Here is a 23,499-nt window from a genome sequence, read left to right on the forward strand (position 1 = left end):
GTCACAGGTTCTCTGTCACAATCGTTCGTCTGGCCAGGTTAGAACCCCGCGGGCTTCCGGCAGAACGCACCGTCCGTGGGCTACAAACACCGGGGCGCAGTGACGCGAGCGGTTGTGCCTGCCCCACAGCATCCCAGACTATTCACTGCTTTCTCTCACAAAATCTCCCCCGGACGGGGACTTACCGAACGTAGGGTAAAAAGGTGAACTAGTGGAGTGGGGGGAACTCTCATCAGGGTTCTCATGAAAGGGATGTGCCTGTATGGCCAGCATTCTCGTTGTCGGGGGCACGGGGCTTGTCGGAAGTGTCGTGGTGCGCGCCGCGCGTGCACGTGGGCATGAGGTCCGGTCGATCTCCCGCGAGATTCCAGCGTCGTCTTCACCACGTTTTGTGCCCGATGTCGACTACCGCGCCTGCGATCTCTACCATGCGACGCAACACCAGCTTGGCGAGAATCTGCAGGGCGTCGATATCGTCATTGACTGTCTGAATGGCGTTTCGCATGTCGCGCAAGCGGTCTTCCGTGTCGGCGCCGCCCAGATCACGGATGCTGCCGCCCAATCGAGCGTCAGCCGCATCGTGGTGGTGTCTGACGTGGGCTGTGATCAGAGCGACTTCGCCTATTACGAAGCGAAGACCGACCAGGAGGCGGTGTATCTCGATTCAGCGGTGCCCACCACCGTCGTGCGATTCACCGTGGTGTTCGAGCAGCTGTGGAGCATCGCACAGTCCGCGGCGCGGTTCCGGGTCATTCCGACGTCGGAGCGCGCACAGCTGCAGCCGATCGATGTGGCCGAGATCGCCGAGGTGATCGTCGATGCCGTGGGCGATGCCGGGCCAGACGAGATCCGGTCGTATGGCGGTCCAGAGATCGCGTCGGTTCGGGCGCTGTCGCAGCAGTGGCTCGCGCACACCGGGCGTCGTGCGGTGCTCGTGCCGGTTCCTCTCGTCTTCGCGATCGGGCGATATCTGCGCTCGGGCGTCAATATCGTTCCCGAGTCTCGTCGCGGCAGAACGACGTGGCAGGAGTGGATGAACCGCACAGCACCGCCGCAGGTGCCGACGTCGACGTGCGGGCCGTCGCCAGCCCCGAACGGTCACGAGCCGAGCGCTGCGTAACTCTGTACGACGTCGATGACGGCTTCGCCGTAGCGCGCGAGCTTGGTGTCGCCGACACCGCTGATCGCACCGAGCGCTGCCGTGTCGGCGGGCCGAGCCACGGCGATGTCGCGCAACGTGGCGTCTGAGAACACGATGTAGGCGGGTGCCCCCTGCTCGCGGGCCGTTGCGGCTCGCCACTCGCGCAGCTTCTCGAACAGCTCGGCGGCGGCCGGTTCAAGTTCATGAGCAGCCGCGCGGCGTGCCGATCGTGCACGCGGTGCCCGCTCGGGTTCGTCACGCAGCTGCACGGTGCGATCGCCGCGAAGCACCTCGCCGCTGGTCTCCGTGAGCCCGAGTACGCCGTACTCACCGCGCGTGGCCAGCAGCCCCTGCGCCAGAAGCTGCCGGACGATGCCGCGCCAGCGCTGATCCGAGATGTCGTCGCCGATGCCCCAGGTGCTCAGCGTGTCGTGCCCGTGCTGCCGGGTGCGTGCCGTCTCTTTACCGCGCAGGATGTCGATGATCTGACCGGCACCGAACCGCTGGTGGCGTTCGCGGTCGAGCCGCACGATGGTCGACAGCAGCTTTTGAGCCGCGACGGTTCCGTCGACGACAGCGGGCGGATCGAGGCACGTGTCGCAGTTGCCGCACGGTGTGCTCTCTTGCCCGAAGTATCGCAGCAGGTTCACGCGGCGGCACTGCACCGTCTCGCAGAGCGCGAGCATGGCGTCGAGGTGGTGCATCGCCTGCCTCTTGTGCGCCGTATCGGCTGTGGAGTCGTCGATCATGCGTCGCTGCTGCACGACGTCCTGCAGCCCGTACGCGAGCCAGGCCACCGACGGTTCACCGTCACGCCCGGCTCGCCCCGTCTCTTGGTAATACCCCTCGACGGATTTCGGAAGGTCGATGTGCGCGACGAACCGTACGTCGGGCTTGTCGATACCCATGCCGAACGCGATCGTGGCCACGATGACGACACCGTCGTCACGCAGGAAGCGCGATTGTGCCTCGGCGCGCACGCTCGCGTCGAGCCCCGCGTGGTACGGCAGTGCGTTGATGCCGCGCTGCACGAGGTACTCGGCCGTACGCTCGACGGATGCTCGGCTGAGCGCGTACACGATTCCGGCGGCGTCCTCGCCCGCAGCATCCCGCCCTTCGGCGCGAATGAACTCGACGAGTTGCGCGCGTGGATCCCGCTTCGGCACGATGCGGTACTGGATGTTCGGGCGATCGAAGCTCGCCACGAAATGCCGTGCGCTGCCGAGGCTGAGCCGCTGGGTGATCTCGCGGTGCGTGGCCTCTGTCGCTGTCGCGGTGAGCGCGATGCGCGGAACGTCAGGCCACAACTCGGCGAGATCGGAGAGCGCGAGGTAATCGGGGCGGAAGTCGTGGCCCCACTGAGAGACGCAGTGCGCCTCATCGATGGCGAACAGTGCGATCGTGCCCCGCGCGAGTAAGGAGCGTGTCGAGTCGGTATTCAACCGCTCCGGGGCGACATACAGGATGTCGAGGTCGCCGGAGAGATAGGCACGCTCGACACGCGAACGTTCGTCTGGCGTCTGGGTCGAGTTGAGAAAATCGGCGCGCACACCGACCGCCTTCAACGCCTGAACCTGGTCGTGCATCAGCGCAATCAGCGGAGACACGACGACGCCCGTCCCCTCACGCAGCAGTGCGGGGATCTGATAACAGAGGCTCTTGCCCCCGCCCGTCGGCATGAGCACGACGGCGTCGCCTCCCGCGGTGACGTGGTCGACAATGTCGGCCTGGTCGCCGCGGAAGGCGTCGTATCCGAAGACGTGGCTGAGCACGTCGAGTGCGGTGCCACCGGCAGGAGAAGTCATTGCTTCCACCGTAGCCGGTGGCACCGTCACCGTCGTGCTGTCACTGCTGCTGACACGGGCACTCGCACCGAGCCGACACCGGCCCATGCTCGCGGTGACGCTGCCGCCGAGGCCGTGTCACCGCGGCTCTGCTGGCATCACGACGATGGTGGTGACTCCGGCCCGGATGACGATCCGTCAGAGGTGGACGAGCCATCCGGGCCCGAGGAGTCATCTCGGCCAGACGCGCCAGCTGGGCCAGATGAGCTATTCGGACCCGACGTTGCCCCGGTGCCGGGGTCGTCATCGTCGGGGTCGTCATTGTCGGGGTCGTCATCGTCCTGCAGCATCCGGCGGCGCACCGCGATCATCACCACGATTGCCGTCGCGATGAAGATGATGCCTGCGGCACCGATCAGCCATGCGAGATCGGACACGTCGGCGTCAGACGAATCGGCTCCCGGCGCACCGGCTTCTTCCCCGGATTCCTCCCCTGCTCCGTCTGACGCCTCGGAGTCGTCTGCACCAGACTCGTCGGTGCCGGGCTCGTCGGTTCCCGCGTCCGCTGAGTCCTCACCGCAGGTGGGAACCGTGTCTGAGCCGGTGGCCGTCTCTTCGCCGGCTTCGGGCTCCCAGGTGAAGGTGAATGGTGCGAAGTCGTTGGAGCTCTGCGTGTGGCCGTCTTCTGCCACGAGCGTCCAGATCACCGTGTACTCTCCGGGCTCGCCCAACGTCACCTCGGCGCTGAGCGTCGTCTCGCCGTTCGTCACCTCGGTGCAGCCGTCACCAAAATACTGCTCGGTGCCGCCTGGCCCCTCGACGACGATGCTCTTCTGGCCGCTGGCGAGAATAGGATCCGTCGTCGTGAGAGCCACAGTCACAGGGCCCGAGGTGACGGTCGAGCCGGGTTTCGGCGACGCCGGAGCAACTTGAGTGTGCGCTACGGCTGACGGTGCTCCGGCCACCGAGGCCACGGCACCCAGGCTCACGGCGATCCCAGCCGCGAGCGCGAACCCCAGCATCCGTCGTGTTCGACGTCGACGTGATCCGTCTGTCATCTGTTCTCCTTCTCACGGGGACGACGAGCCAGCACGGCCAGAACGACTCCGACAGCACCGACGAAGAGCCCCGCGATCCCGATCACACGAGCAATCAGGTCATCACTATTATCGCTCTCCGCCGCCGCGGCATCCGTTGACTCGTCATCCGCCTGGCCCGATTGGTCGCCGTGACCATGACCGGAGTCGTCGACATCGCCGACGGCGACGACGGGCGCCGGGTGCTCGGGCTCTTCTCCGGAGGCATCCGGAATCTCGTCCCACGCGACCGAGCCGGACTCGCAGGTCTGCGTCACCGGGAACGCGAGCGTGGAACCCGCCGTGTCTTCCGGCAGCGACACCTGCACAGACAGCGTGTCGATCTGGGAGTCGTCGAGCGGCGTCTTCGCCGTGAAGTCGACGGAACTGACACGTTCGCCCACGGGGTCGCCGTTCTGGTCGGTGACGCCCTCGACAGGCTCCGTCTGCGACTCGGCCGTCCACCCCGCGTTGACAACAGGCTTTGCCGTGACGATCTCGTCTGGCATCTGGATGCTGACCGCCGTGGTGGGCGAGCCGTCGCAGCCGTGCCCGATGGTGAAGGTGAGCACGGTGCTCGACCCGGCAGCGGCGTCCGCCGGGTCCACATGAACGTGAGCGCTGGCCGCGAGCGGTGCGGCGAGTGCAAGCGCGGCTCCGGCTGCCAGGCCGAGTCCGGCTCGTGTGATTGTCGATTTCTTCATCTCGTGATGGTTCTTTCATGTCGTTGTTCGCATGCGGGCGCGGCGGAGTGTCCGCGTTCTGGCCCGCTGTCAGCGCGCCGCCGTGCGACCGCTGACAAAGGAGGGAAACGTTGCGGGGCAGCGCGCAGCAGTTCCCCGTCGCGCGCTATGCCCAGGCGAATGACGGCGGGCCACGCTGCGAGCGTGACGGCAGCACGACTGCTGCACGGCGAGGTGCGGCAGCACTCGGAGTCACCGACACCAGCGCCGGAATCGCGACGGGCGCCGGCGCCTCGAACAGCGCACTCACCGCGATGCGCAGGGTGGTGAACAGTCCGCGCACGATCCGCTCGCCGTGTGCCAGAACAAGCGTCGTGACGACAGCGGCGAGCACGTGAGCAAACCACATCGTCGGATGGTGGCTGTGCACGGCGACCCCCGCCTGCACGTCGACGGCACCGAGCGCATGCTGCGCGTGCACGCCGAGGCTCGTCTGCTCAACGCTTCCGCCCGAGGGCGCGAAGGCGAACATGCCGTGATAGGCGAGCTGACTGAGCACGACGGAGACGGCGAGGCGCGAGCGCGACAGGGTCTTCCCCGCGAGGGCGATGCAGACGAAGACGGATGCTGTGAGGGCGACGCTCAGCGCAAAGACGCTCGGCGCGCGGCCGTCGGCAAGACCGTGAGAGGTGGCGGCGATCACCGTCGAGACGGCAGCCGCGATCGTGCCGCGCAGTGCGCGAATGGCGCGTTCACCCATACCGTGCCCTCCCACGCCCCAGCATAATCTGTCGCTCGCCTCCGGCGGGCTTCCCGGGTACCGTGGGGGCAAGCGAGGAGCCGGGGGTTCACGTGGCAGACACAGACAGCACACCCAACACACCGCGCGTAACGCGCAACGACGCCGACGAGCGCTACGAGCTCTGGATCGGCGATGAGCTCGTCGGTCGTGCTGAGTACCGGCGCGAAGACAGCGGGACAGCGTTCGTGCACACGGAGATCGATGATGCGCACGGCGGGCAGGGGCTCGGCAGCATCCTCGCCAAGGCCGCCCTCGACGACGCCGTCGAGCGTGACGAGATCATCATCCCGTACTGCCCCTTCATTCAGGCGTACCTCAAGCGGCATCACGAATACGACCCGCATGTCGCCTGGCCGCAGCCCAAGCACGCGAGGAAATGAGCCGCGGTGACTCGGTTCGATGAGCCTCATGAAGAGCTGCTGACGCGCGAGGGGGCGCCTCCCGGCCCGACGACCATACTGCTTGAGTCCCGCCAGGTTCCGCTCGGCGGAATCCGCGGCATCACCGTGCATCGATCTTTGCCGCAACGCGTCCTGCCCACGGTGGGCGCGTGGTGCTTTCTCGACCACTTCGACGAGGCCGGGGTCCCCATGCGTGTGCTGCCGCACCCGCACATCGGGCTGCAGACGGTGACGTGGCCGTTGGACGGCGAGATCAGACACCGCGACACCCTGCAGAACGACGTGATGATCCGCCCAGGTCAGCTGAACATCATGACGAGCGGCAAAGGTATCGCGCACTCCGAGTTCTCCACGCTCGCCGATGACAATTCGTCGCTTCACGGCGTCCAGCTGTGGGTGGCTCTGCCCCCGGATGCTGCCGGAGGGGAGTCTGCTTTCGAGCAGCACGCCGACCTGCCGATCTGGCAGCACGGCGGGGTGCGGGCGCGCGTCTTCGTCGGCACGCTGGGCGACGCGACATCCCCCGCCACCGTGTACACACCGCTGGTCGGCGCCGATCTCGAACTTGAGGCGAACACGCACGAGCAGTTCCCCGTCGACAGCGCGTTCGAGCACGCCGTGTACGTCATTGCGGGAGAGATGACCGTCGACGACGTCCGCGTGCGCGCGCGGCAGCTTCTCTACATCGGTGAGGGCTGCACCTCCATCGAGATGAGTGCGGATGCTGGGGCACGCGCGATGCTCATCGGCGGCGAGCCGTTCGGCGAAGATCTTGTGATGTGGTGGAACTTCGTCGGCCGTTCGCACGCCGATATCGTGGCTGCGCGCGATGACTGGGAAGCGGGTTCCGAGCGCTTCGGCTCCGTGCCAGGGCACGGCGCCGATCGCATCCCCGCCCCGCCGCTCCCCGGCGTGAGACTGACACCGCGCCGTCGCCGCTGACACCATTTTCACGACATCCACGCGTTGCCAGGATAGGCAAGGCTCGGCTAAGTTTGAGAGACTGGAATCTCCTCCACACCCCGAGCCCTCAAGGGATACCGATGTTCAGCACCCGCCTTCTCATGACGTGCGCCGCGATCGGCGTGGGAAGCGGGATCGTCTTCACCGTCGCTGGGTTCGTCAACGGAATCGTCGCCGCGGCAGCGCCCATCGTCTACGGGCTCTCGATCGGCGTGTACTTCCTGCCCGGCGTCATCGCCCAGTCGCTGTTGCGCCGTCCAGGCGTCGCCCTCATCACAAGCCTGATCGCCGGGCTTGTCGGCTCCGCCGTGAATCCAGCATTCATCATGCGCTACCTCGCCACGGGCCTCGCCATCGGTCTGCTTCAGGAGCTGCCATTCGCGGTGTCGAAATATCGCTACTGGCGCGCCTGGGTCTTTTATGTCTCCGCGGCGGTCATGGGAGTTGTGTTCGGCGGCGGCGTCTTCATCGCCGTGGGAATGGAGCATTTCGTCGGCTGGGCGAACCTTGTCTACTTCGGGTTGTTCGCCGTGAGCCCCGTGCTCTTCACCTGGCTCGGCCGAGTGATCGCAGCCGGTCTCAACAAGACCGGAGTCGCCCGCGGCATCCAGCACGACGTTGATCGCCGGTCACATTCCTCGGGGTCTCGTCGCGCGCACCCGCTGCCGATGACGGCCGCCTGACGCCGCGATGCCGGCGACCGCCCTCACCCTCGACCAGGTCCGCATCCGCCACGCGGATCGCTCAGCCCACACACCAGATGGCGTGACGCTGCACGTTGATTCTGGCGAGGTTGTGCTGCTTCTGGGACCGAGCGGTTGCGGAAAATCCACGGCGGCGCTCGCCATGAACGGGCTCGTTCCGCATGCGATACCCGCCGACCTTGAGGGCAGCGTCACCGTGTGCGGCGTCGATGCCGCGCGGTCCACGACGGCGCAGCTCGCCGAACACGTGGCGATGGTCTTCCAGGACCCTGACGCGCAGATCGTCACCGAGAGCGTGCTCGACGACGTGTGCTTCGCGCTCGAGAACATGCTTCTTCCCGTCGACGAGGTCCTCGCCCGCGCCGAGAGCGCACTGCGCACCGTGGGGCTGTGGCACCGCAGAGACGACTCTCCGGACGTCCTGTCGGGCGGTGCCCGGCAGCGGCTCGCCATTGCGTGCGCTCTCGCCATGCGCACGGCAGTGCTCGTGCTCGACGAGCCGACGGCAAACCTTGACCCGAGTGGAAGCGCTGACGTCTACGCGGTGCTGCGCCGCGTCGTCGCCGACGGCACCCGCTCCGTCGTCCTCATCGAACACGACGTCGACGCCGCCCTCCCGATCGTCGATCGCGTCGTCGTCCTCGACCGTGAGGGCCGCACAGCATTCTCGGGCACCCCACGTGACGTCATCGCCGGCCACGCCGACGAGATCGCCTCGCTCGGTGTGTGGCTGCCCACCGCGACAGCCGTCGCCCAGCGTCTTGCCTCCGCCGGCATTGACCTCGGCACTGTTCCGCTGACGATGCCCGAGCTCACCGAGGCGATGAGGAACACCGACCTGCCGGAGCCTTCCGTCGATGTCACGGAGCGTCCGCACGGAGAGCGGCTCATCAGCATCCGGGATCTGACGGTCAGCCGAGGCGAGCGCACCCTGCTCGACCGCGTCAGCCTCGACGTGCACACCGGTGATTTTCTCGCGATCATCGGCGCCAACGGGGCAGGAAAGACGACGCTCATCCAGGCGATGACGGGCATCGCTCGGCCACCGAAGCGGCACGTCGAGCTGGCCGGAATCGATGCGGCGACCCGAGACACACGGGCGCTCGCGCAGCGCGCCGGCTTCGTCTTTCAGAATCCCGAGCACCAGTTCGTCGCGAACTCGGTCGCCGACGAACTCGCCTACGGGCTGCACGTGCACGGCGCCTCGTCCGGCAGACGCCTCGATGATGCCGAGATCGCCGAACGCGTCGAGCGGATGCTGGCGCGCCTCGGTCTTTCGGAGCACCGCGACGTGCACCCTTTCCTGCTCTCAGGCGGTCAGAAGCGGCGCCTCTCCGTCGGCACGGCGCTCATTGTCGGTGCGCCGATCCTCGCACTCGACGAGCCCACGTTCGGGCAGGATCGTGAGCGGGCAGACGAGCTCATGGCGATGCTCAGCGATCTGCGCGACGCAGGCTCGACGATCATCGTGGTCTCCCACGACATGCAGCTCGTCGCCGAGTACGCCTCACGCGTGGTCGTGCTCGCAGACGGCGCGATCGCGGCGGACGGGCCCACCGGCAGCATCCTCTCGGACAACACCCTGCTGCAGCGCAACAGTCTGCGTCAGCCCCCTCTCGCCCGCGCGATGAGTGAGCTCGCTGACCCCGCCTGGCACCGCGTCACTCGACTCGCCGATCTTCCGGAGCCGCTCCGATGACGGGCACGGATGCTGCGCAGACACGTCCGGCCGCGACACGCCCCGCGGCCCGCCGCTCCCTGCAGACGCTGAATCCTCTGGCGACGATCGCGGCAACGCTACCGGTCATCGTCGTTCTCGTGTTCACACGCGACATCCTCACTCCTGCTGTCTTCATCGGCATCGCCTACCTGCTTCTGCTCACCGGCACCCGGATGACCTCCCGGCGGCTGATCCTGCTTCTCGTCGCGCTCCCTGTCGCCGCCGCGGTGCTGACCGTCGGGTTCGGCCTCTGGACGGATTCGAGTGACCTCGACCACAGTGTCGAGCTGTTGCGCATCGGCGACTACCGTCTCTTCCTCAGCGCTTTCGAGGTGGGCGCGGCGACCGCGCTGCGGCTCGTCAGCATCCTGTCTCTCGCGCTTCTCACGGGTCTCACATCGAGCGGGCCGGACATGGTCCGCTCCGCTGTCGCACACCTGCGTGTGCCCTACCGGGTGGGGTATGCGGCGCTCGCGTCGTATCGCTTTGTTCCGCGCTTCCGGTACGAGCTCGATGTGATTCGCAAGGCGCACCGAGCGCGCGGGGCGAGGGGCGGACGCGGCCCGATCGCCGCGCTCAGGCGCACGATCGGCTACATTGTGCCGCTGCTGGCCAGTGCCATCCGACATGCAGAACGTGTCTCGCTCTCGATGGATGCACGCGCGTTCGGCGCTCACCCCACACGCACCGAGCGATACGAGGTTCCGCTTCGCGTACGCGATGTCGTGTTCGTCGTGGTCTTATGGGTCGTTGCTGCCGTGACGATCATCGGGATTCGAATCCTCTAGCTCTGCAGCGCTGTCCACCGTCGCGGCCTCGCCCACATGGCGGTACGGCGGTGCCGAGACGTTGAAGCGCTGTGACAGTGGTGCGCTGAAGCACCGTCGCCACCGTCGCCACCGAGTTCATATATATTCGATTCTTACTGGTGCTCTGTTCCGTTAAGTGCGAATTTCTGTTCTACTTAACTCATGCGGTGGGATTCACAGAAGCTGTCCACGGACGACGCCAATGCTCTCCCGGGGCTCGGCCGCCCTGCCGGTCTTGTGCGGTCGGTGCGCACACCCGGCTTCGCGGACATGACGTTCCATGAAGTCCTGGCAAAATCGGCGCTCAATCAGGTTCCGGCCAGCTCCGAGATGCCGTTTCACTGGACGATCAATCCCTACCGCGGCTGTTCGCACGCCTGCACCTACTGTTTCGCCCGGCCCACGCACACCTATCTCGAGCTCAATGCCGGTGAGGACTTCGACAAGCAGGTCGTCGTGAAGACGAATGTCGCCGAGGTGTTGGAGCGCGAACTGACGCGTCCGTCGTGGAATCGCGAGCTTGTCGCGCTCGGAACCAACACCGATCCGTATCAGAGAGCCGAGGGACGCTACCGCCTGATGCCCGGAATCATCGATGCTCTGGCGCGATCCCACACACCGTTCTCGGTGCTCACGAAGGGAACGCTGCTGCGTCGTGACATTCCGGCGCTTGCGGATGCGGCACGTGAGGTCAGTGTTGACGTGGCGATGTCGATCGCCGTCTACGATGACGAGCTGCAGTCCACTGTCGAACCGGGAACACCGACGGCCACGGCGCGCTTGGCCACGGTGGCGGCCGCCCGCGAAGCCGGGCTTGAGTGCGGGGTGTTTCTGATGCCGATCCTGCCGTACCTCACCGACTCGACGGAACAGCTCGATGACGCTCTGCGGCGCATTTCTGAGGCCGGGGCGAGCTATGCGCTGTTCTCCACGCTGTATCTGAAGCCCGGCGTCAAGCCGTGGTTCATGCTGTGGCTTCAGCGGCAGCATCCTGAGCTTCTGCCTGCGTACGAACGTCTGTATTCACGGGGAGCGTACGCGCCGAAGGAGTATCAGGCTGATCTGGCTGCGCGGGTGCGACCGCTGTTGCGCGCCCATGGGCTCGAGCGTCGCCGCGCCGTGCGGTTTGAGGAGCAGTCGCGTGCTGCTGCGCCCACCGCGAATGCGCACTCGCGGGGTGTCGCGGCAGGCGCTTCGTCATCGCCGGATGCCGCTCCCATGCTGTTCTGAGCCAGCGCGCCACGTCGCACCCCGGTCAGCGCGCCCGCGACCGCTCCCCCGCGCGCCGCGTCTGCTCCGGAGTCTCGGCCAGAATCGCCGCGTAGCGCCGAGAGAAGTGTGCGTAGTCGACGAATCCGAGCTCAGCTGCCAACATCGAGAGTTCTGTTGCCGTCCCCGAGTAGAGCTGTGTCGCCGCATTCTGCATGCGCCGACATTCGATGAGCCATTTGGGTGAGACTCCCAGACGCTCGCGCGTCAGCCTTTCGAGCGTCCGCACCGACATTCCGACGGATGCTGCCAGGTCGGCCACCCGCACGATGTCCTCATCGTTCTCGGCACTGTCGCACACGCGATTGAGCGCCAAGCCGCGCTCATCGATCAACTCCGCACGTGGCCGCAGCCAGGAGCGCAGTACGCCGACGAGGTGTGTCCTGTCGCCGGGCGCTAGGTTGTCGCTGACGCGTCTCGCGGGAGCATCGCTAACCGGTTCGCCGTCCGGAGCCCGGCGCACAAGCTCGCGGGCGTCCGTTCGCGTCAGGACGCTGCCTGCCGCGGGGCGAAACAGAATACCGACAGCCCAGCCAGTACCACGGAGTTCACGGGTGTCCACGCGCGAATCCGGTCCGTAGAGCGCGACGGAGTCGGGCTCTAACACGATGTTCACTGCCGGGTAGCTGAGTACGCGCTGCGCCCGAGCGACGCCTGGCGGCAGCTCCCAGGTCACGAGCCAGACGTGCCTCACGAGATCCTGCATCCCCGGCCCGAGGTGGAATCGATCGAAGCGCACTCCCGCAGCACCCGGGTTGAGATGCCCGCGAGATCGTGGAACAGCATCCGTCATGTCGCAAAAATACAAGACGCGTCCGACATCCGCTTTCTACGCTGAGCTTATGAATACACACACGTCATCCACCGCGGCAAACGGCACCCACACGACGCGCGGCATTCCGCACGGCAGCACCTCACTAACCCCGCACATCGTCGTTTCACCGGCAGAGAAGGCAATCGAGTTCTACTCGGCGACCTTTGACGCCCGAGTCGTCGACGTCACGCGTTTCGGCGATGTTGTCGCGCATGCCGTCCTCGATTTCGGGACCGGGATGCTGACACTCAGCGATCCTCTGCCCAGCAACCAGCTCATTACGCCAGATCCCGAGGCCGGGCATGACTACTCGATGGCACTCTATTGCGACGACGTCGATGGTGTGACGAAGCGCGCACGCGCGGGTGGCGCAACAATCCGCGAAGACGTCGAGGCGTTCGTCTCCGGCGACCGCTTCAGCTCAATCCTCGACCCGTTCGGCATCAGGTGGTCCATCATGACGCGCGTCGAAGATCTCTCTCCTGAGGAGTCGGCACGGCGCGTCGCCGAGTGGGCGAAGACGCAGAGCGCATAGCGGCACACGCCGCGCGGCGAGTACGTGTTCGTGCGGTCAAGTGGCAGGTCGACCGGCAGAACCGCCGGTCGTCTCGTAGTGAGACACCAGATCGGCCATCATCCGAAGAGCAGCGCGAAGCTGCTCTCCCGAGACCGGCCCAACGTGCTCTGCCGCCTGCATCAGCCCCAGCGTGGTACTCGAGAGCACGAGCGCAAGCGCCTCCCCGTCGACAGCCGCGCTGATGGCTCCTCCACGCTGCAGGTCGGAGATCCAGGCGACGACGGCGCGGTGCCGACGACGGTACCGGTCGTCGCCGACCGTATCGATGTAGCTTCCGAGCACACCGCGATCGTCGAGGAATGCGGCGGTCATGAGCGGGTCATCAAGCAGCACGCGAGCGCTCGCCTCGTAGGCTGCGCTGAGCGTCGGCTTGTCGTGCCCTTCGAGCAGCCGGTCGCTCTGCGCCTTCATGCGCTCCATCGAGCGTGTCAGAAGCGCGTCAAGGATCGCCGTCTTGCTGTCGAACTCGCGATAGACAGACCCTTTCGCGATTCCAACATGTTCCGCGATGCTGTGGACGCTCATGGCATCGAAACCGCGCTCGAGAATGAGCGCCTCGGCTGTGTCGAGGATCAGTTTGCGGCGGTCGGGAATGAGCGGGCGCGGCATGCATCTACCATGTCAGATCGTCAAGGAACGTGGTCATCGCGGGGACGGCGATGCGCGGTGCGTCGCGTTGAACCCAGTGCCCCGCCCCGGCGACCTCGACGAGCGTGGCATTCGGGATGGTCTGCGCGGCATGGCGTGCCCGCTGGACGGGCACTCCGGAATCCCGTTCACCGTGAATAACGAGGGCTGGGCAGACGATCGACCCGAGTCGGGGTGAGTAGTCTGACCGCAGCGTGCTCCAGGCGATCTGATCGCGCTGCCACTGCTCGAAGACTTCGAGCGACTCCTCTCGTTTCGTGGCGTTCAACACGTCGGCCACGAGTTCCGGGGTGCGCCGAGCTGGATCCCGAACCAGGGAGGTCAGGCCCTGTTCCATGCGTTCCGGTGACCGTGTGTAAGAGCGCATCATTGTTGCCATCAGGCCGGTGCGCAGCAGCATCCATGTGGCCGGATGCGAGAGCCACGCAAACGGTCCGTCCGAAAGTCTCGGCATAATCCCGTAGCTGCCCAGCAGCATGGCCCCCACCACACGATCTGGTCGATCGAGGACGTGCCCGATCGACATGCCGCCGCCGAGCGAGAGTCCGCCGATCGCGTAGCGCTCTACACCCAGCGCGTCGATGAGGTCACCGACATACGCGACGAGGTTCTCCTGCGTGAGCGACCATGCTGCGCGCGGAGAGTCCCCGAAACCTGGATGGTCGGGAGCGATCACACGGTAGCCGGCCTCGGCGAGCGCTGGACCTGTCTCTCCCCATGACAGAGTGGCGTTATCGACACCTCCACCGTGCAACAGGATGACGGTGCGCTGCTGGACTTCTTCAGACGCAGACCATTCGCGCACAGACACGTGCGTGTTTCCTAACCGGATGCTGTAACGACGATCCATCGTGCACTCCTGACGTTATGACCAATAATGCGTCATTGGTCATAACGTATCAGAATTCCGCACGCTCACACACCCCCGCGCCCATCACAGAGCGCACTCAGGACCGAGATTCTGCGGATATGCAATGCCGTCGAACCTGGTTTTCTACACGTTGTAGAACTATGATGGGGTCATGGGACGCATCGTGCCAGAGCACTACCGGGTTCTCGCCTCACCGAGCCGCATCGAGCTGCTGTATCTGCTGCAGACGCGCGGCGCACAGAGCGTCGAGCAGCTGGCCGAGGCCTCCGGTCTGCACACGAACACCGCCCGAGAACATCTGCATCTGCTCATCGAGGCAGGGTTCGTCCATTCTCAACCAATCCGCCGCTCGGGGCGAGGTCGCCCGCGCATCCGGTACAGCGTGGCCGATTCACTGTCCGACCCGGCAACGGCCAGGCGCGTGCGCGACGCCTACGACCGTGCCGACCTCGTGCGCCGCATCGTCGCCCCGCATGCGGCGACCCGGTGCCCGACTCCCGCTGACCGCCAACTCGACATCCTCGAAGATCAGCTGGACACCTGCGGGTTCGAGGCCACGATCGACGAAACAGACAGCAGCAGCGACGCCCACGCGAGCACTGACTCCACCCGCAGCTCCAGCGGCGGCATCCCCGACAAAGACGACGCATCTGACTCCACGCGCATCACCCTCCACCACTGCCCGTACTACGACCTCGCGGGTCAACACCCACACGTCTGCGACGTGCACTTCGGTCTGCTGGGAACCGCGCTGGGTCTCACTGATGGCCCGCTCGAAGCATCCGACCTCCACGCACGCGACCCAGAAAAAGGTTGCTGGGTCACACTCACGCGCCGGCAGCGCACCGAAGACATCGCCTGAACAGACCCGCTTTCGAATGCGCCGTCTGGGCACGCCGCCCCACAGCGCCATCGCCTAAAGACAGGCCGGCAGACTGAATCCGCTCAGAACCAGCGGGACAGCGGCCCGAGCATCCGTACGGCGACGGCCTGCACCCTGTCGGGCCACCGGTTCGTCACTGGTGACGCGATCACCCACAGAACGGCGAGCACGACGACGCCGACCCCGAACAGCACCAGCCCTGCTGGCCCGGTTCCGCTCTGCCCAATCGTGATGTGGTTGAGGTTCTCTGCAGCCCCGGTCGACAGCACGAGCGCCACATGCACGATCGTGAAGACGATGAACCACCCAAGCACAATCGCGTGCACCGATCGCGCGGCTTCAGCGTTGAACAGCCGTGACTGGGCGGCACCGACGGCCCTGCTGATCCGTGGCGATTGCAGCATCCCCGTGATCACGGCAAGAGGTGCGGCGATGAACACCGTCACGAAGTAGGTCAACAGCTGAATGCCGTTGTACGCGACCCACGAACGCTGGTCGGGAAAGTCGAGCGACGCATACTGCAGCACGGCACTGAGTGCGTTCGGAAACACGTCGAGGCTCGTCGGCACGACGCGCACCCATTGCCCCGTTGCAAACAGCACGATGTAGAAGACGACGCCGTTCAGCAGCCACAGCATCGTGATCGTCAAATGCCACCAGCGAGCGGATGCTGTCGAGCGACGCGTGCCCGGCAGCCCCAGCTGCGTGGGCAGCGCCACCGCATCGTGCCTCGGGGAGACGCGTGTGCCCGGTTCGACGGGAGCATTCATGCGCAGCCATTCGCTGCCCGGCCGCTGCCCCAGCCTCCAGAACAGTCGCGGTCGCCCGGCGAGAATCTGCAGCCCCGAGCGCATGATCGGCAACAGGAACACGATGTTGAGAAAGTGCTGCCAGCGCAGCCACCAGGGGAAGCCCTGCGGCTCGGCGCGTTCCCCTGTGCCCGGGTAGCGGGCGATGAAGTCCTCGACTCCGGGAATCTGGCGCAACCCGACGCCGATGCCGACAACGACGAGAAGCAGAATGGCGACGGCGGGAATCGTCCAGATGAGGTTCAGCCACCGACGTCCGGTTCGCAGCCGCGGAAAGTGCGCGCGCTTGTCTTCGGCCTCGGGCCGGCCGGCGGTCTCAGGGGTCGTCACAGTATCTCCACTGTATCGAGACTGTCTCGAGAACAACCGTTACTCGGGTCACGGCCTTGTCAGCGCGTGCCATGCTTCAATGGGCCTATGGCGCTCCGGGAATTAGCACACGCAACCGTCACAATCGTCGGGGCCGGGCGCATGGGAACGGCACTCGCGTCTGCCTTGCGCGTGGCAGGCATCATGGTTCAGGGCCCCCTCGAGCACGCGCAGGCGGATGCCGTCGCCGACGGCGCCCTCGGGGAGACAGCCGACATCGTGCTGCTCGCGGTGCCTGACGCCGCCATCGCGAACGTCGCCGGCCGTGTTGCCACTGGCCGACTCGTGGGTCACCTGTCGGGCGCGACGACACTCGATTCTCTGGCACCGCACGAGGCATTCAACATGCACCCGCTGCTCACCGTGACCGGCTCCGGCGATTCATTCGCCGGAGCGAGCGCGGCGATCGCGGGGTCGACGGCAGGGGCGATGCGCACGGCCGAGGCCCTTGCCATGACGCTCGGAATGACGCCCTTCGCGATCGCGGAGACCGACCGTGCCGCCTATCACGCGGCGGCCTCCATTGCGGCGAACTTCGTGGTGACGATCGAGGGTTTTGCCACAGATATGGCCGCAACCGTCGGAGTGGATCGGCGCGCTCTCGCGCCCCTTGTACGAGCTGCTGTCGAGAAATGGGCCGAGCGGGGAGCAGAGGCTGCGCTCACGGGGCCCGTCGCCCGAGGCGATGACGCCACTGTGCTCGCGCAACGGGATGCTGTCGCCGCGGCGCTCCCCCATCGACTCCCGCTGTTCGACGCGCTCGTCGCGGCGACGCGTGACCTCGCCGCGTCAGACAAGCCGACAGGCACACGCGGCGATACGTGATTCTTTCTCTCGACCGCAGGACCGGTCGGCAGCGGGCCTTCGCAACGCGCGTGCGATCATGCCTCGCTGATTCAGGCACCGTGACGTCAGGCCCGTCAAGACAGGCCCCCGAAGCGGGCCCTATGAGTCACGCATTGTTGAGCTCCACGGAGCCATGCTGGCTCTCACCCTGCAGTGCTGGGTCTCATCGACTCTTGCGGGGTCTCGCGAGGCCGCGTTCCGACGCGTCAGGAACGAACTGCGAGCGCCGCATCGAGAATCGCGTCTGCCACCTCGTGCTTGGTGCCTGAGGCGCGAGCACGGACAGCTCCCGCAGCATCCACAACGATGACCTCGTTGTCTGAGGTTCCGAATCCGCGACCCTCATCCACACGGTTTACGGCGACGAGCTCGGCATTCTTACGTGCGGCCTTGCCCGCGCCCAGGGCGATGAGCTCCTCAGCATCCGACTCGGTTTCGGCGGCAAAGCCCACGAGAACAGGTCTCGGATGCTCGCGCGCGCCCAGCTCTGCAAGGATGTCCGGATTCTGCGTGAGCTCGATCGTGACGTCGTCGCCCACGGCGTCCTTCTTCATCTTCGTCTCGGCAACGGTCCGCGGCCGGTAGTCCGAGACGGCGGCGGCCATCACCACAATGTCGGCATCGTCCGCACGTGCGCTCACGGCGTCGCGCAACTCCGCCACCGTGGACACCGCGACCGTCTCGATGCCAACGGGCGGTGCGACCTCGAGATTCGCTCCGATCAGCACGACCTCAGCGCCGCGGTCGCGCGCGCTCTCGGCGAGCGCGACGCCCTGCCTGCCGCTCGAGCGATTGCCGATAAAGCGCACGGGGTCGATGGGTTCACGTGTTCCTCCAGCCGTCACGACGACGGACATGCCGGCCAGGTCGCGCGGGCCTGTCGCCGCCGACACCGCGGCAACGATGCTCTCGGGGTCGGCGAGCCGACCAACGCCGACATCGCTTCCGGTGAGCTGCCCCGATTCGGGCCAGACGATGTGTGCGCCACGATCGGCAAGCGTCGCAATGTTGTGCTGGGTCGCCGGGTTCTGCCACATCTCTGTATGCATCGCGGGGGCGATCACGAGCGGCGCGGTCGAGGCGAGCACGCTGTTGGTGAGCAGATTGTCGCTGAGGCCGCCCGCGAGCTTGGCGATCGTGTTTGCCGTGGCCGGGGCGATGAGGATCACGTCGGCGCTCTGGCCGAGAGCGACGTGCTTCACGTCGGCAACGTCGTCGAACAGGTCTGTGGCGATCGGCGTGCGGCTGATGGCCTCAAGCGTGGGCGCGCCAATGAACTTCAGAGCCTCTGGGGTGGGGATCACCTGCACGTCGTGGCCTTGCAGCACGAGCGTGCGGATCACTCCCACAACCTTGTAGGCGGCGATCCCGCCGCATACTCCCACGACGATTCTCATGTGGTTCATCCTACGCACTGCACGCGCATCTCCAGGCGTCCCGCTGGCGCCCATGCACACCACACGTTGTCGTGCGTGCTCGGGAAGTCAGAGTCGCAGCCCCGGCCCACGGAGACCATGACACAGAATAGGGGCGCAGAAAATACACGGGATACTCCGCCCTGGGCTGAACGTCACTCTCGGCAGCATCCCGGAAACCCTCGGTACCATGGCAGACATGCTTCGAACAGTGCTCACCTCGAAGATCCATCGCGCCACCGTCACCGCGGCCGACCTCGACTACGTCGGGTCGATCACGATCGACAGCGAGCTCATGGATGCTTCAGGACTCGCCGACGGCGAAAAGGTCGCCGTTCTCGACATCACGAACGGCGCGCGCCTCGAGACCTATGTGATCACGGGGCGTCCCGGCGGAGGCGACATCGAGATCAACGGTGCCGCCGCGCACCTCGTGCACCCGGGCGACCTCGTGATCATCGTCGCCTATGGCCTCGTGAACGAGGAGGAGCTGCAGACGCACCGACCGCGCATCGTCCATGTCGACGCGCTCAATCGCATCACCGGGATCGGCTCGGATGCCTCGGAACCCGCTCCGGGAAGCGTGCGGTCGGAGGCAGCGGCACATGCCTGATTCCGCCCCGCGCCCCGCGCGCCGCGTCCGCACACTTGACCTGCAGAAGGCCAAGCGCGAGGGGCGCCGGTGGGCCATGCTCACCAGCTACGACCAGTACACGGCAGCGCTCTTCGAGCAGTCGGGCGTCGACGCCCTGCTCGTCGGCGACTCCGCGTCGAACAATGTCTACGGGCACTCGACGACCCTGCCAGTCACTGTTGACGAGCTGATCCCACTCGCCCGCGCCGTGGCGACATCGGCCTCGCGCGCGCTAGTCGTCGCCGACCTGCCGTTCGGAAGCTATGAGGTGTCCGCCGAGCAGGCGGTGACCACGGCGATCCGCTTCATGAAGGAGGCGGGCGTCCACGCCGTCAAGCTCGAAGGCGGTGCACGCATGGCCGATCGGGTGAAGGCCGTCGTCGACGCCGGCATCCCCGTGATGGCGCACGTCGGGTTCACGCCGCAGAGCGAGCACGCACTCGGCGGGTACAAAGTGCAGGGCAGAGGCGACGCGGCACAGCAGCTGCTCGACGACGCCCGTGCAGTGACCGAGGCCGGCGCGTTCGCGGTTGTGCTCGAGATGGTGCCGGCCGAGATCGCCGCCGAGGTCACGCGCGAACTACCGATCCCCACCGTCGGCATCGGAGCAGGTGCCGGGTGCGACGCTCAGGTTCTGGTGTGGCAAGACATGGCCGGGCTGCGCACTGGCCCCGTCCCCCGATTCGTCAAGCGCTACGCGGATCTCAACCAGGTGCTCGGGGACGCCGTGCGCGCCTACGTCGACGACGTGGCGTCCGGGGCCTTCCCCGAATCTGAGCGCGATTTCTCGTGACCCGCGTCGTCGACACGGCTGGCCTTGCCCGCTGGCGTGAGTCGGTGACCGGCTCCGTTGCGCTGGTGCCGACCATGGGCGCCCTGCACGACGGACACCGCCGCCTAATCGCCCGTGCGCACGAGATCGCGGATGCTGTCGCCATGAGCATCTTCGTCAACCCGCTGCAGTTCGGGCCGGGCGAGGACTTCGAGCGCTACCCGCGCGATCTCGACGCCGACCTCGAGATCTGCCGTGCCGACGGTGTCGACGTCGTCTTCGCGCCGGACCAGAGCGAGATGTACCCGCGCGAGCCCGAAGTCACGGTGAGCGCCGGGCGCATGGGAACGGTCTTCGAGGGCGCTGCCCGCCCGGGCCACTTCGACGGCGTCCTCACAGTCGTGGCGAAGCTGTTTCAGAGGGTGCGCCCCGATGTCGCGGTCTTCGGCCAGAAGGATGCCCAGCAGCTCGCGCTGGTCGAGCGCCTGGTCACCGATCTCGATCTCGGTGTGCGCATTGACAGCGTTCCGATCGTGCGCGATGCCGACGGTCTCGCGCTGTCCAGTCGCAATCGATACCTCAGCGCCCGTGAACGCGAAACAGCGCTGGCTCTTCCCCGCGCGATCGAGGCTGCGCGATCAGCGTCCGGAGCGCAAGCTGCGCAGGATGCTGCACGTGCGACGCTCGCGGACGCCGAGCGACAGCATCCGGAGTTTTCCCTCGATTACGCCACGCTGGTTGACCGCGCAACCTTCACCGAGTGCCCGCCCGATTTCCGTGGAGACGCCGTTCTCGTGCTTGCCGCCCGCGTCGGGGCGACGCGCCTCATCGACAACGCGTCGCTCCATTTCGTGGGACAGAGTTTGCTCTGAGCGGGGCATCTCAGAGCATTCTTCGTCCTACGAACCGTTCTCAAAACGCCTGTGGCACCCCACCAGACGGAGTGGTGCCACAGGCGTTCGCGCAGTGACTACGCTGTGAGGTCAGCGATCGTCGGGCGGCCCGCTACCTCGTCGACGATGTCGTCGCCGGGAAACGCGTCCACGATCTCGGCGTCAATCTCCGCGCGCTCGAGCATCTCAGCCATGCGGCGGCGACGGTTACGCGGGATCACGGTGACAACGCGCCCTGTCTTGCCCGCGCGGCCCGTACGACCCGAACGGTGCAGGTAGGTCTTGTACTCGTCGGGCATGTCGGCCTGGATCACGAGGGTGATGTCATCGACATGGATGCCGCGCGCGGCCACGTCCGTGGCAACGAGCACCTTCACTCGCCCCGAGGTCAGTCGCTCGAGGTTGCGCTGGCGACGGCCCTGGCTCAGGTCCCCGTGCAGAGCGACAGCTCGCACTCCAGCATCCTCGAGGTCATCGACGAGCTGTTCGGCGTAGGCACGAGTGCGGGTGAAGATCAGCGTCTTCTCATCGCGATCGGCCAGTTCTGTGAGCAGCTGCACCTTGTCTTCGCGCAGGACGACGAGGACCCGGTGGTCGATGGTTCCCGAGTCTTGATCTTCGCCAGCGACTTCGTGAACGGCCGGCGAGACGAGAAACTCTTTCACCAGTGCGGCCACGCCCGTGTCGAGCGTCGCCGAGAACAGCAGCTTCTGGCCCTTCGGTGCGGTCTGGCGCAGGATGCGCTGAACGGGTTCGAGGAACCCGAGGTCGCACATGTGGTCGGCCTCGTCCAGAACCGACACCTTCACGTCGGACAGGTCGAGACGCCCCTGCTCGATCAGGTCTTCGATGCGTCCCGGGGTTCCGATGACGATGTCGACGCCGCGCTTGAGCGCGCCGACCTGTCTGGCCTGCGGCACGCCGCCGTAGATCTGAGTCGTGAACAGCCCGACGCTGCGTGCGATGGGCTGCACGGTGCGGTCGATCTGGAGTGCGAGCTCACGAGTCGGAGCGAGAATGAGCGCGCGAGGTTTGCGCCCCATTTCGCGCTTCGTCCCGCCCTTGTTCTCCATCAGCCGCTCCACGAGCGGAGCACCAAACGCGATGGTTTTGCCGCTGCCCGTGCGACCACGGCCGAGAACGTCTTTGCCGGCGAGAACGTCTGGGATCGTGGCTGCCTGAATCGGGAATGGGGATGCTGCGCCCAGCTCGCCCAGCGTACGCACGATGTTTCCGCCGAGACCCAGATCGCTGAATGTCACACCCTCAACGTCTTCCGCCTGAATGGCTTCGGCTTCGAGCCGCTCGAGCACGACGTCGTCCTGGGGCGTGAAACCGTGCTTCCTGTCGCTTCCTGTGAAGGAGTCCCGGCGTGGGGGACGGTGATCGTCACCGTCGAAACGGCGCTGCGGCCGGTCGGCCCGCTCGTATCGTGACGCGCGATCATGACGATCGAACTGCCCCCGAGCGCGCTCGTCGCGATGGGTGCGCTGCTGACTGCCAGCGCGGTCCGCGCGATCGAATCGCGGGCGTCGATCATCACGATCGTTGCGCGGAGCACGGTCATCACGGTCAAAACGCGGCGCGCCATCCTCGCGACGCGGACGGTCGCTGTCAATCCGACGTGTCGAGCGAGCGTCACGATCAGACCGAGAGGGACGGCCTTCACCGCGGGTGCGGTCGTTGTCGAAGCGATGTTGGGGACGATCGGCGCGGTCGAACCGCGGCTGACGCTCTTCTCGATCGAAGCGCGGTGCGCGGTTGTCGCGGTCGCTGCGCGGGCGACGTTCATCGCGGTCGAACGAACGGCGCGGGCGCTCATGGCGATCATCGTTCCGACGCTGCGGACGATCATCCCGACCAAATCGCGACGTATGCCCATCTGCGCCAGACCGGTCGTCGTCAAAGCGACGGTTCGAACGGTCAGCTCGTTCATACCGCGGCGTGCGGTCGTGACGCGCATCGTTGTGCCGACGGTCGTCACGGCCCGGGCGGTCGTCATCGAAGCGACGATGATTCGCGCCTCCGCGGTCGAAGCGCGGTGCACGTGCGTCGCGTCGTCCACGCTCGTCGTCAAACCGACGCCGCTGCGGGCGATCGTCGTACTGCGGGCGGTGGGCACCGTCACGGCGTTCTGCCGCGCGTTCGGCGCGCTCAGCAGCATCCCACCGGTTTTTCTTCGGTCGCTCTTCGGGAGCGCGGTACCCGCGATGACCCGGGCTGCGACTCCCGGGCTTCGGGCCGCCCTTCTTCGCCTGGTGCTCGCGACGCTTCGCGATGTAGTCGGGATCGAAATTGCGGGCGGGGCGTCCGCCTTGAGGCTTCTTGTTTTTCGGCATGGGCGTGCTTTCCGGGTTGTTCTTATGCATGAATCAGCAGAACCGCACGCCTTCTCGCGGCGGGATTCTTCACCCGGGCGTTCAGTGGCCGGGACCGTTCACATCGTGTGTGTTCGCTTCTCGTTCTCGAGAGGAAACCGGCCCAGCAGACTTACAAACCCATCCGCGCCACAAGCGCGGTGTCTAGAGCCGACCTCTCTACTTTAGCCGTGTGCGGCTGAGAACAGGCATAGAGAAATATTTCCCCTCCGAGGATCCCCCATATCACCGTGCCGCG

General features: G+C 66.2%; 23 protein-coding genes. 13 read left to right on the forward strand and 10 right to left on the reverse strand.

The window, feature by feature from the left end; genetic code table 11:
- The first annotated feature begins 262 nt into the window (after nt 1-262).
- On the forward strand, nt 263-1,120 hold the full coding sequence (locus tag OK352_RS11530; RefSeq protein WP_265141630.1) for an SDR family oxidoreductase: 858 nt from the start codon (nt 263-265) through the stop codon (nt 1,118-1,120).
- Here the strand turns inward: OK352_RS11530 and recQ are convergent.
- The 4 genes from recQ to OK352_RS11550 all read right to left on the reverse strand — a co-directional run bounded on the left by recQ (nt 1,099) and on the right by OK352_RS11550 (nt 5,444).
- A complete protein-coding gene (recQ, locus tag OK352_RS11535) occupies nt 1,099-3,033 on the reverse strand; it encodes a DNA helicase RecQ (protein WP_372338102.1) in 1,935 nt (644 codons plus the stop codon). The two genes, OK352_RS11530 and recQ, sit on opposite strands and share 22 nt — an antisense overlap.
- Before the next feature lie 50 nt (nt 3,034-3,083).
- Nucleotides 3,084-3,983, reverse strand: coding sequence for a copper resistance CopC family protein (locus OK352_RS11540; RefSeq protein WP_265141632.1), 900 nt, complete (start codon nt 3,981-3,983; stop codon nt 3,084-3,086).
- Nucleotides 3,980-4,705, reverse strand: coding sequence for a YcnI family copper-binding membrane protein (locus OK352_RS11545; protein WP_265141633.1), 726 nt, complete (start codon nt 4,703-4,705; stop codon nt 3,980-3,982). The genes OK352_RS11540 and OK352_RS11545 overlap by 4 nt, the downstream gene beginning before the upstream one ends.
- A gap of 145 nt (nt 4,706-4,850) precedes the next feature.
- On the reverse strand, nt 4,851-5,444 hold the full coding sequence (locus OK352_RS11550; protein ID WP_265141634.1) for a hypothetical protein: 594 nt from the start codon (nt 5,442-5,444) through the stop codon (nt 4,851-4,853).
- 92 nt (nt 5,445-5,536) lie between these two features.
- Here OK352_RS11550 and OK352_RS11555 point away from each other — a divergent pair, with 92 nt between their 5' ends.
- The 6 genes from OK352_RS11555 to OK352_RS11580 all read left to right on the forward strand — a co-directional run bounded on the left by OK352_RS11555 (nt 5,537) and on the right by OK352_RS11580 (nt 11,313).
- Nucleotides 5,537-5,866, forward strand: a complete 330-nt coding sequence (locus OK352_RS11555; protein ID WP_265141635.1) for a GNAT family N-acetyltransferase — start codon at nt 5,537-5,539, stop codon at nt 5,864-5,866.
- 6 nt (nt 5,867-5,872) lie between these two features.
- Complete coding sequence (locus tag OK352_RS11560) at nt 5,873-6,829, forward strand: pirin family protein (protein ID WP_265141636.1); 957 nt, start codon at nt 5,873-5,875, stop codon at nt 6,827-6,829.
- Between the two features lie 101 nt (nt 6,830-6,930).
- Nucleotides 6,931-7,533, forward strand: a complete 603-nt coding sequence (locus OK352_RS11565; RefSeq protein ID WP_265141637.1) for an ECF transporter S component — start codon at nt 6,931-6,933, stop codon at nt 7,531-7,533.
- A 7-nt stretch (nt 7,534-7,540) separates the two neighbouring features.
- On the forward strand, nt 7,541-9,253 hold the full coding sequence (locus tag OK352_RS11570) for an ABC transporter ATP-binding protein (protein WP_265141638.1): 1,713 nt from the start codon (nt 7,541-7,543) through the stop codon (nt 9,251-9,253).
- Nucleotides 9,250-10,062, forward strand: coding sequence for an energy-coupling factor transporter transmembrane component T (locus OK352_RS11575; RefSeq protein WP_265141639.1), 813 nt, complete (start codon nt 9,250-9,252; stop codon nt 10,060-10,062). Before OK352_RS11570 ends, OK352_RS11575 begins: the two co-directional genes overlap by 4 nt.
- 183 nt (nt 10,063-10,245) lie before the next feature.
- Nucleotides 10,246-11,313 carry an Rv2578c family radical SAM protein gene (locus tag OK352_RS11580; protein ID WP_265141640.1) on the forward strand — a complete coding sequence of 356 codons (1,068 nt, stop codon included), beginning with the start codon at nt 10,246-10,248 and terminating at the stop codon, nt 11,311-11,313.
- Nucleotides 11,314-11,338: 25 nt separating this feature from the next.
- Here the strand turns inward: OK352_RS11580 and OK352_RS11585 are convergent, their stop codons facing one another.
- A complete protein-coding gene (locus OK352_RS11585) occupies nt 11,339-12,145 on the reverse strand; it encodes an AraC family transcriptional regulator (protein ID WP_265141641.1) in 807 nt (268 codons plus the stop codon).
- Nucleotides 12,146-12,194: 49 nt separating this feature from the next.
- Between OK352_RS11585 and OK352_RS11590 the strand changes: the two genes are divergently transcribed.
- A complete protein-coding gene (locus OK352_RS11590; protein WP_265141642.1) occupies nt 12,195-12,701 on the forward strand; it encodes a VOC family protein in 507 nt (168 codons plus the stop codon).
- A gap of 36 nt (nt 12,702-12,737) precedes the next feature.
- Here OK352_RS11590 and OK352_RS11595 read toward each other — a convergent pair whose 3' ends face one another.
- Nucleotides 12,738-13,352, reverse strand: coding sequence for a TetR/AcrR family transcriptional regulator (locus OK352_RS11595; RefSeq protein ID WP_265141643.1), 615 nt, complete (start codon nt 13,350-13,352; stop codon nt 12,738-12,740).
- A 4-nt stretch (nt 13,353-13,356) separates the two neighbouring features.
- A complete protein-coding gene (locus tag OK352_RS11600) occupies nt 13,357-14,241 on the reverse strand; it encodes an alpha/beta fold hydrolase (protein ID WP_265141644.1) in 885 nt (294 codons plus the stop codon).
- 172 nt (nt 14,242-14,413) lie between these two features.
- On the opposite strand from OK352_RS11600, the gene OK352_RS11605 reads away from it, so the two are divergent.
- The gene (locus OK352_RS11605; protein ID WP_265141645.1) at nt 14,414-15,124 is read left to right on the forward strand and encodes a helix-turn-helix transcriptional regulator; all 711 of its coding nucleotides are present in this window, start codon (nt 14,414-14,416) and stop codon (nt 15,122-15,124) included.
- A gap of 83 nt (nt 15,125-15,207) precedes the next feature.
- Here OK352_RS11605 and OK352_RS11610 read toward each other — a convergent pair whose 3' ends face one another.
- Entirely contained in the window at nt 15,208-16,284 is a 1,077-nt protein-coding gene (locus tag OK352_RS11610; protein ID WP_265141646.1) for a cytochrome b/b6 domain-containing protein, read from the reverse strand.
- Nucleotides 16,285-16,371: 87 nt separating this feature from the next.
- Between OK352_RS11610 and OK352_RS11615 the strand changes: the two genes are divergently transcribed.
- On the forward strand, nt 16,372-17,148 hold the full coding sequence (locus OK352_RS11615) for a Rossmann-like and DUF2520 domain-containing protein (RefSeq protein ID WP_265141647.1): 777 nt from the start codon (nt 16,372-16,374) through the stop codon (nt 17,146-17,148).
- Between the two features lie 227 nt (nt 17,149-17,375).
- Here OK352_RS11615 and coaBC read toward each other — a convergent pair whose 3' ends face one another.
- On the reverse strand, nt 17,376-18,566 hold the full coding sequence (gene coaBC, locus OK352_RS11620; RefSeq protein WP_265141648.1) for a bifunctional phosphopantothenoylcysteine decarboxylase/phosphopantothenate--cysteine ligase CoaBC: 1,191 nt from the start codon (nt 18,564-18,566) through the stop codon (nt 17,376-17,378).
- A 217-nt stretch (nt 18,567-18,783) separates the two neighbouring features.
- Here coaBC and panD point away from each other — a divergent pair, with 217 nt between their 5' ends.
- Genes panD through panC form a run of 3 tightly spaced genes read left to right on the forward strand, consistent with a single transcriptional unit; the run spans nt 18,784 to nt 20,862 of the window.
- Complete coding sequence (gene panD, locus OK352_RS11625; RefSeq protein ID WP_265141649.1) at nt 18,784-19,197, forward strand: aspartate 1-decarboxylase; 414 nt, start codon at nt 18,784-18,786, stop codon at nt 19,195-19,197.
- Entirely contained in the window at nt 19,142-20,011 is an 870-nt protein-coding gene (gene panB / locus OK352_RS11630; RefSeq protein WP_372338103.1) for a 3-methyl-2-oxobutanoate hydroxymethyltransferase, read from the forward strand. The genes panD and panB overlap by 56 nt, the downstream gene beginning before the upstream one ends.
- Complete coding sequence (panC, locus tag OK352_RS11635) at nt 20,008-20,862, forward strand: pantoate--beta-alanine ligase (RefSeq protein ID WP_265141651.1); 855 nt, start codon at nt 20,008-20,010, stop codon at nt 20,860-20,862. The genes panB and panC overlap by 4 nt, the downstream gene beginning before the upstream one ends.
- Nucleotides 20,863-20,960: 98 nt before the next feature.
- On the opposite strand, the gene OK352_RS11640 is transcribed toward panC, so the two are convergent.
- Nucleotides 20,961-23,222, reverse strand: a complete 2,262-nt coding sequence (locus tag OK352_RS11640; RefSeq protein ID WP_265141652.1) for a DEAD/DEAH box helicase — start codon at nt 23,220-23,222, stop codon at nt 20,961-20,963.
- Nucleotides 23,223-23,499: the final 277 nt, after the last annotated feature.

The organism is Microbacterium sp. MPKO10, from assembly GCF_026107415.2.
GTDB lineage: Bacteria > Actinomycetota > Actinomycetes > Actinomycetales > Microbacteriaceae > Paramicrobacterium.

Coding starts and splice junctions, on each gene's coding strand:
- OK352_RS11530 (WP_265141630.1), top strand. CDS start 263: ATGGCCAGCATTCTCGTTGTCGGGGGCACGGGGCTTGTCGGAAGTGTC.
- recQ (WP_372338102.1), bottom strand. CDS start 3,033: ATGGGCCGGTGTCGGCTCGGTGCGAGTGCCCGTGTCAGCAGCAGTGAC.
- OK352_RS11540 (WP_265141632.1), bottom strand. CDS start 3,983: ATGACAGACGGATCACGTCGACGTCGAACACGACGGATGCTGGGGTTC.
- OK352_RS11545 (WP_265141633.1), bottom strand. CDS start 4,705: ATGAAGAAATCGACAATCACACGAGCCGGACTCGGCCTGGCAGCCGGA.
- OK352_RS11550 (WP_265141634.1), bottom strand. CDS start 5,444: ATGGGTGAACGCGCCATTCGCGCACTGCGCGGCACGATCGCGGCTGCC.
- OK352_RS11565 (WP_265141637.1), top strand. CDS start 6,931: ATGTTCAGCACCCGCCTTCTCATGACGTGCGCCGCGATCGGCGTGGGA.
- OK352_RS11570 (WP_265141638.1), top strand. CDS start 7,541: ATGCCGGCGACCGCCCTCACCCTCGACCAGGTCCGCATCCGCCACGCG.
- OK352_RS11575 (WP_265141639.1), top strand. CDS start 9,250: ATGACGGGCACGGATGCTGCGCAGACACGTCCGGCCGCGACACGCCCC.
- OK352_RS11580 (WP_265141640.1), top strand. CDS start 10,246: ATGCGGTGGGATTCACAGAAGCTGTCCACGGACGACGCCAATGCTCTC.
- OK352_RS11585 (WP_265141641.1), bottom strand. CDS start 12,145: ATGACGGATGCTGTTCCACGATCTCGCGGGCATCTCAACCCGGGTGCT.
- OK352_RS11590 (WP_265141642.1), top strand. CDS start 12,195: ATGAATACACACACGTCATCCACCGCGGCAAACGGCACCCACACGACG.
- OK352_RS11595 (WP_265141643.1), bottom strand. CDS start 13,352: ATGCCGCGCCCGCTCATTCCCGACCGCCGCAAACTGATCCTCGACACA.
- OK352_RS11600 (WP_265141644.1), bottom strand. CDS start 14,241: ATGGATCGTCGTTACAGCATCCGGTTAGGAAACACGCACGTGTCTGTG.
- OK352_RS11605 (WP_265141645.1), top strand. CDS start 14,414: ATGGGACGCATCGTGCCAGAGCACTACCGGGTTCTCGCCTCACCGAGC.
- OK352_RS11615 (WP_265141647.1), top strand. CDS start 16,372: ATGGCGCTCCGGGAATTAGCACACGCAACCGTCACAATCGTCGGGGCC.
- coaBC (WP_265141648.1), bottom strand. CDS start 18,566: ATGAGAATCGTCGTGGGAGTATGCGGCGGGATCGCCGCCTACAAGGTT.
- panD (WP_265141649.1), top strand. CDS start 18,784: ATGCTTCGAACAGTGCTCACCTCGAAGATCCATCGCGCCACCGTCACC.
- panB (WP_372338103.1), top strand. CDS start 19,142: ATGCCTCGGAACCCGCTCCGGGAAGCGTGCGGTCGGAGGCAGCGGCAC.
- OK352_RS11640 (WP_265141652.1), bottom strand. CDS start 23,222: ATGCCGAAAAACAAGAAGCCTCAAGGCGGACGCCCCGCCCGCAATTTC.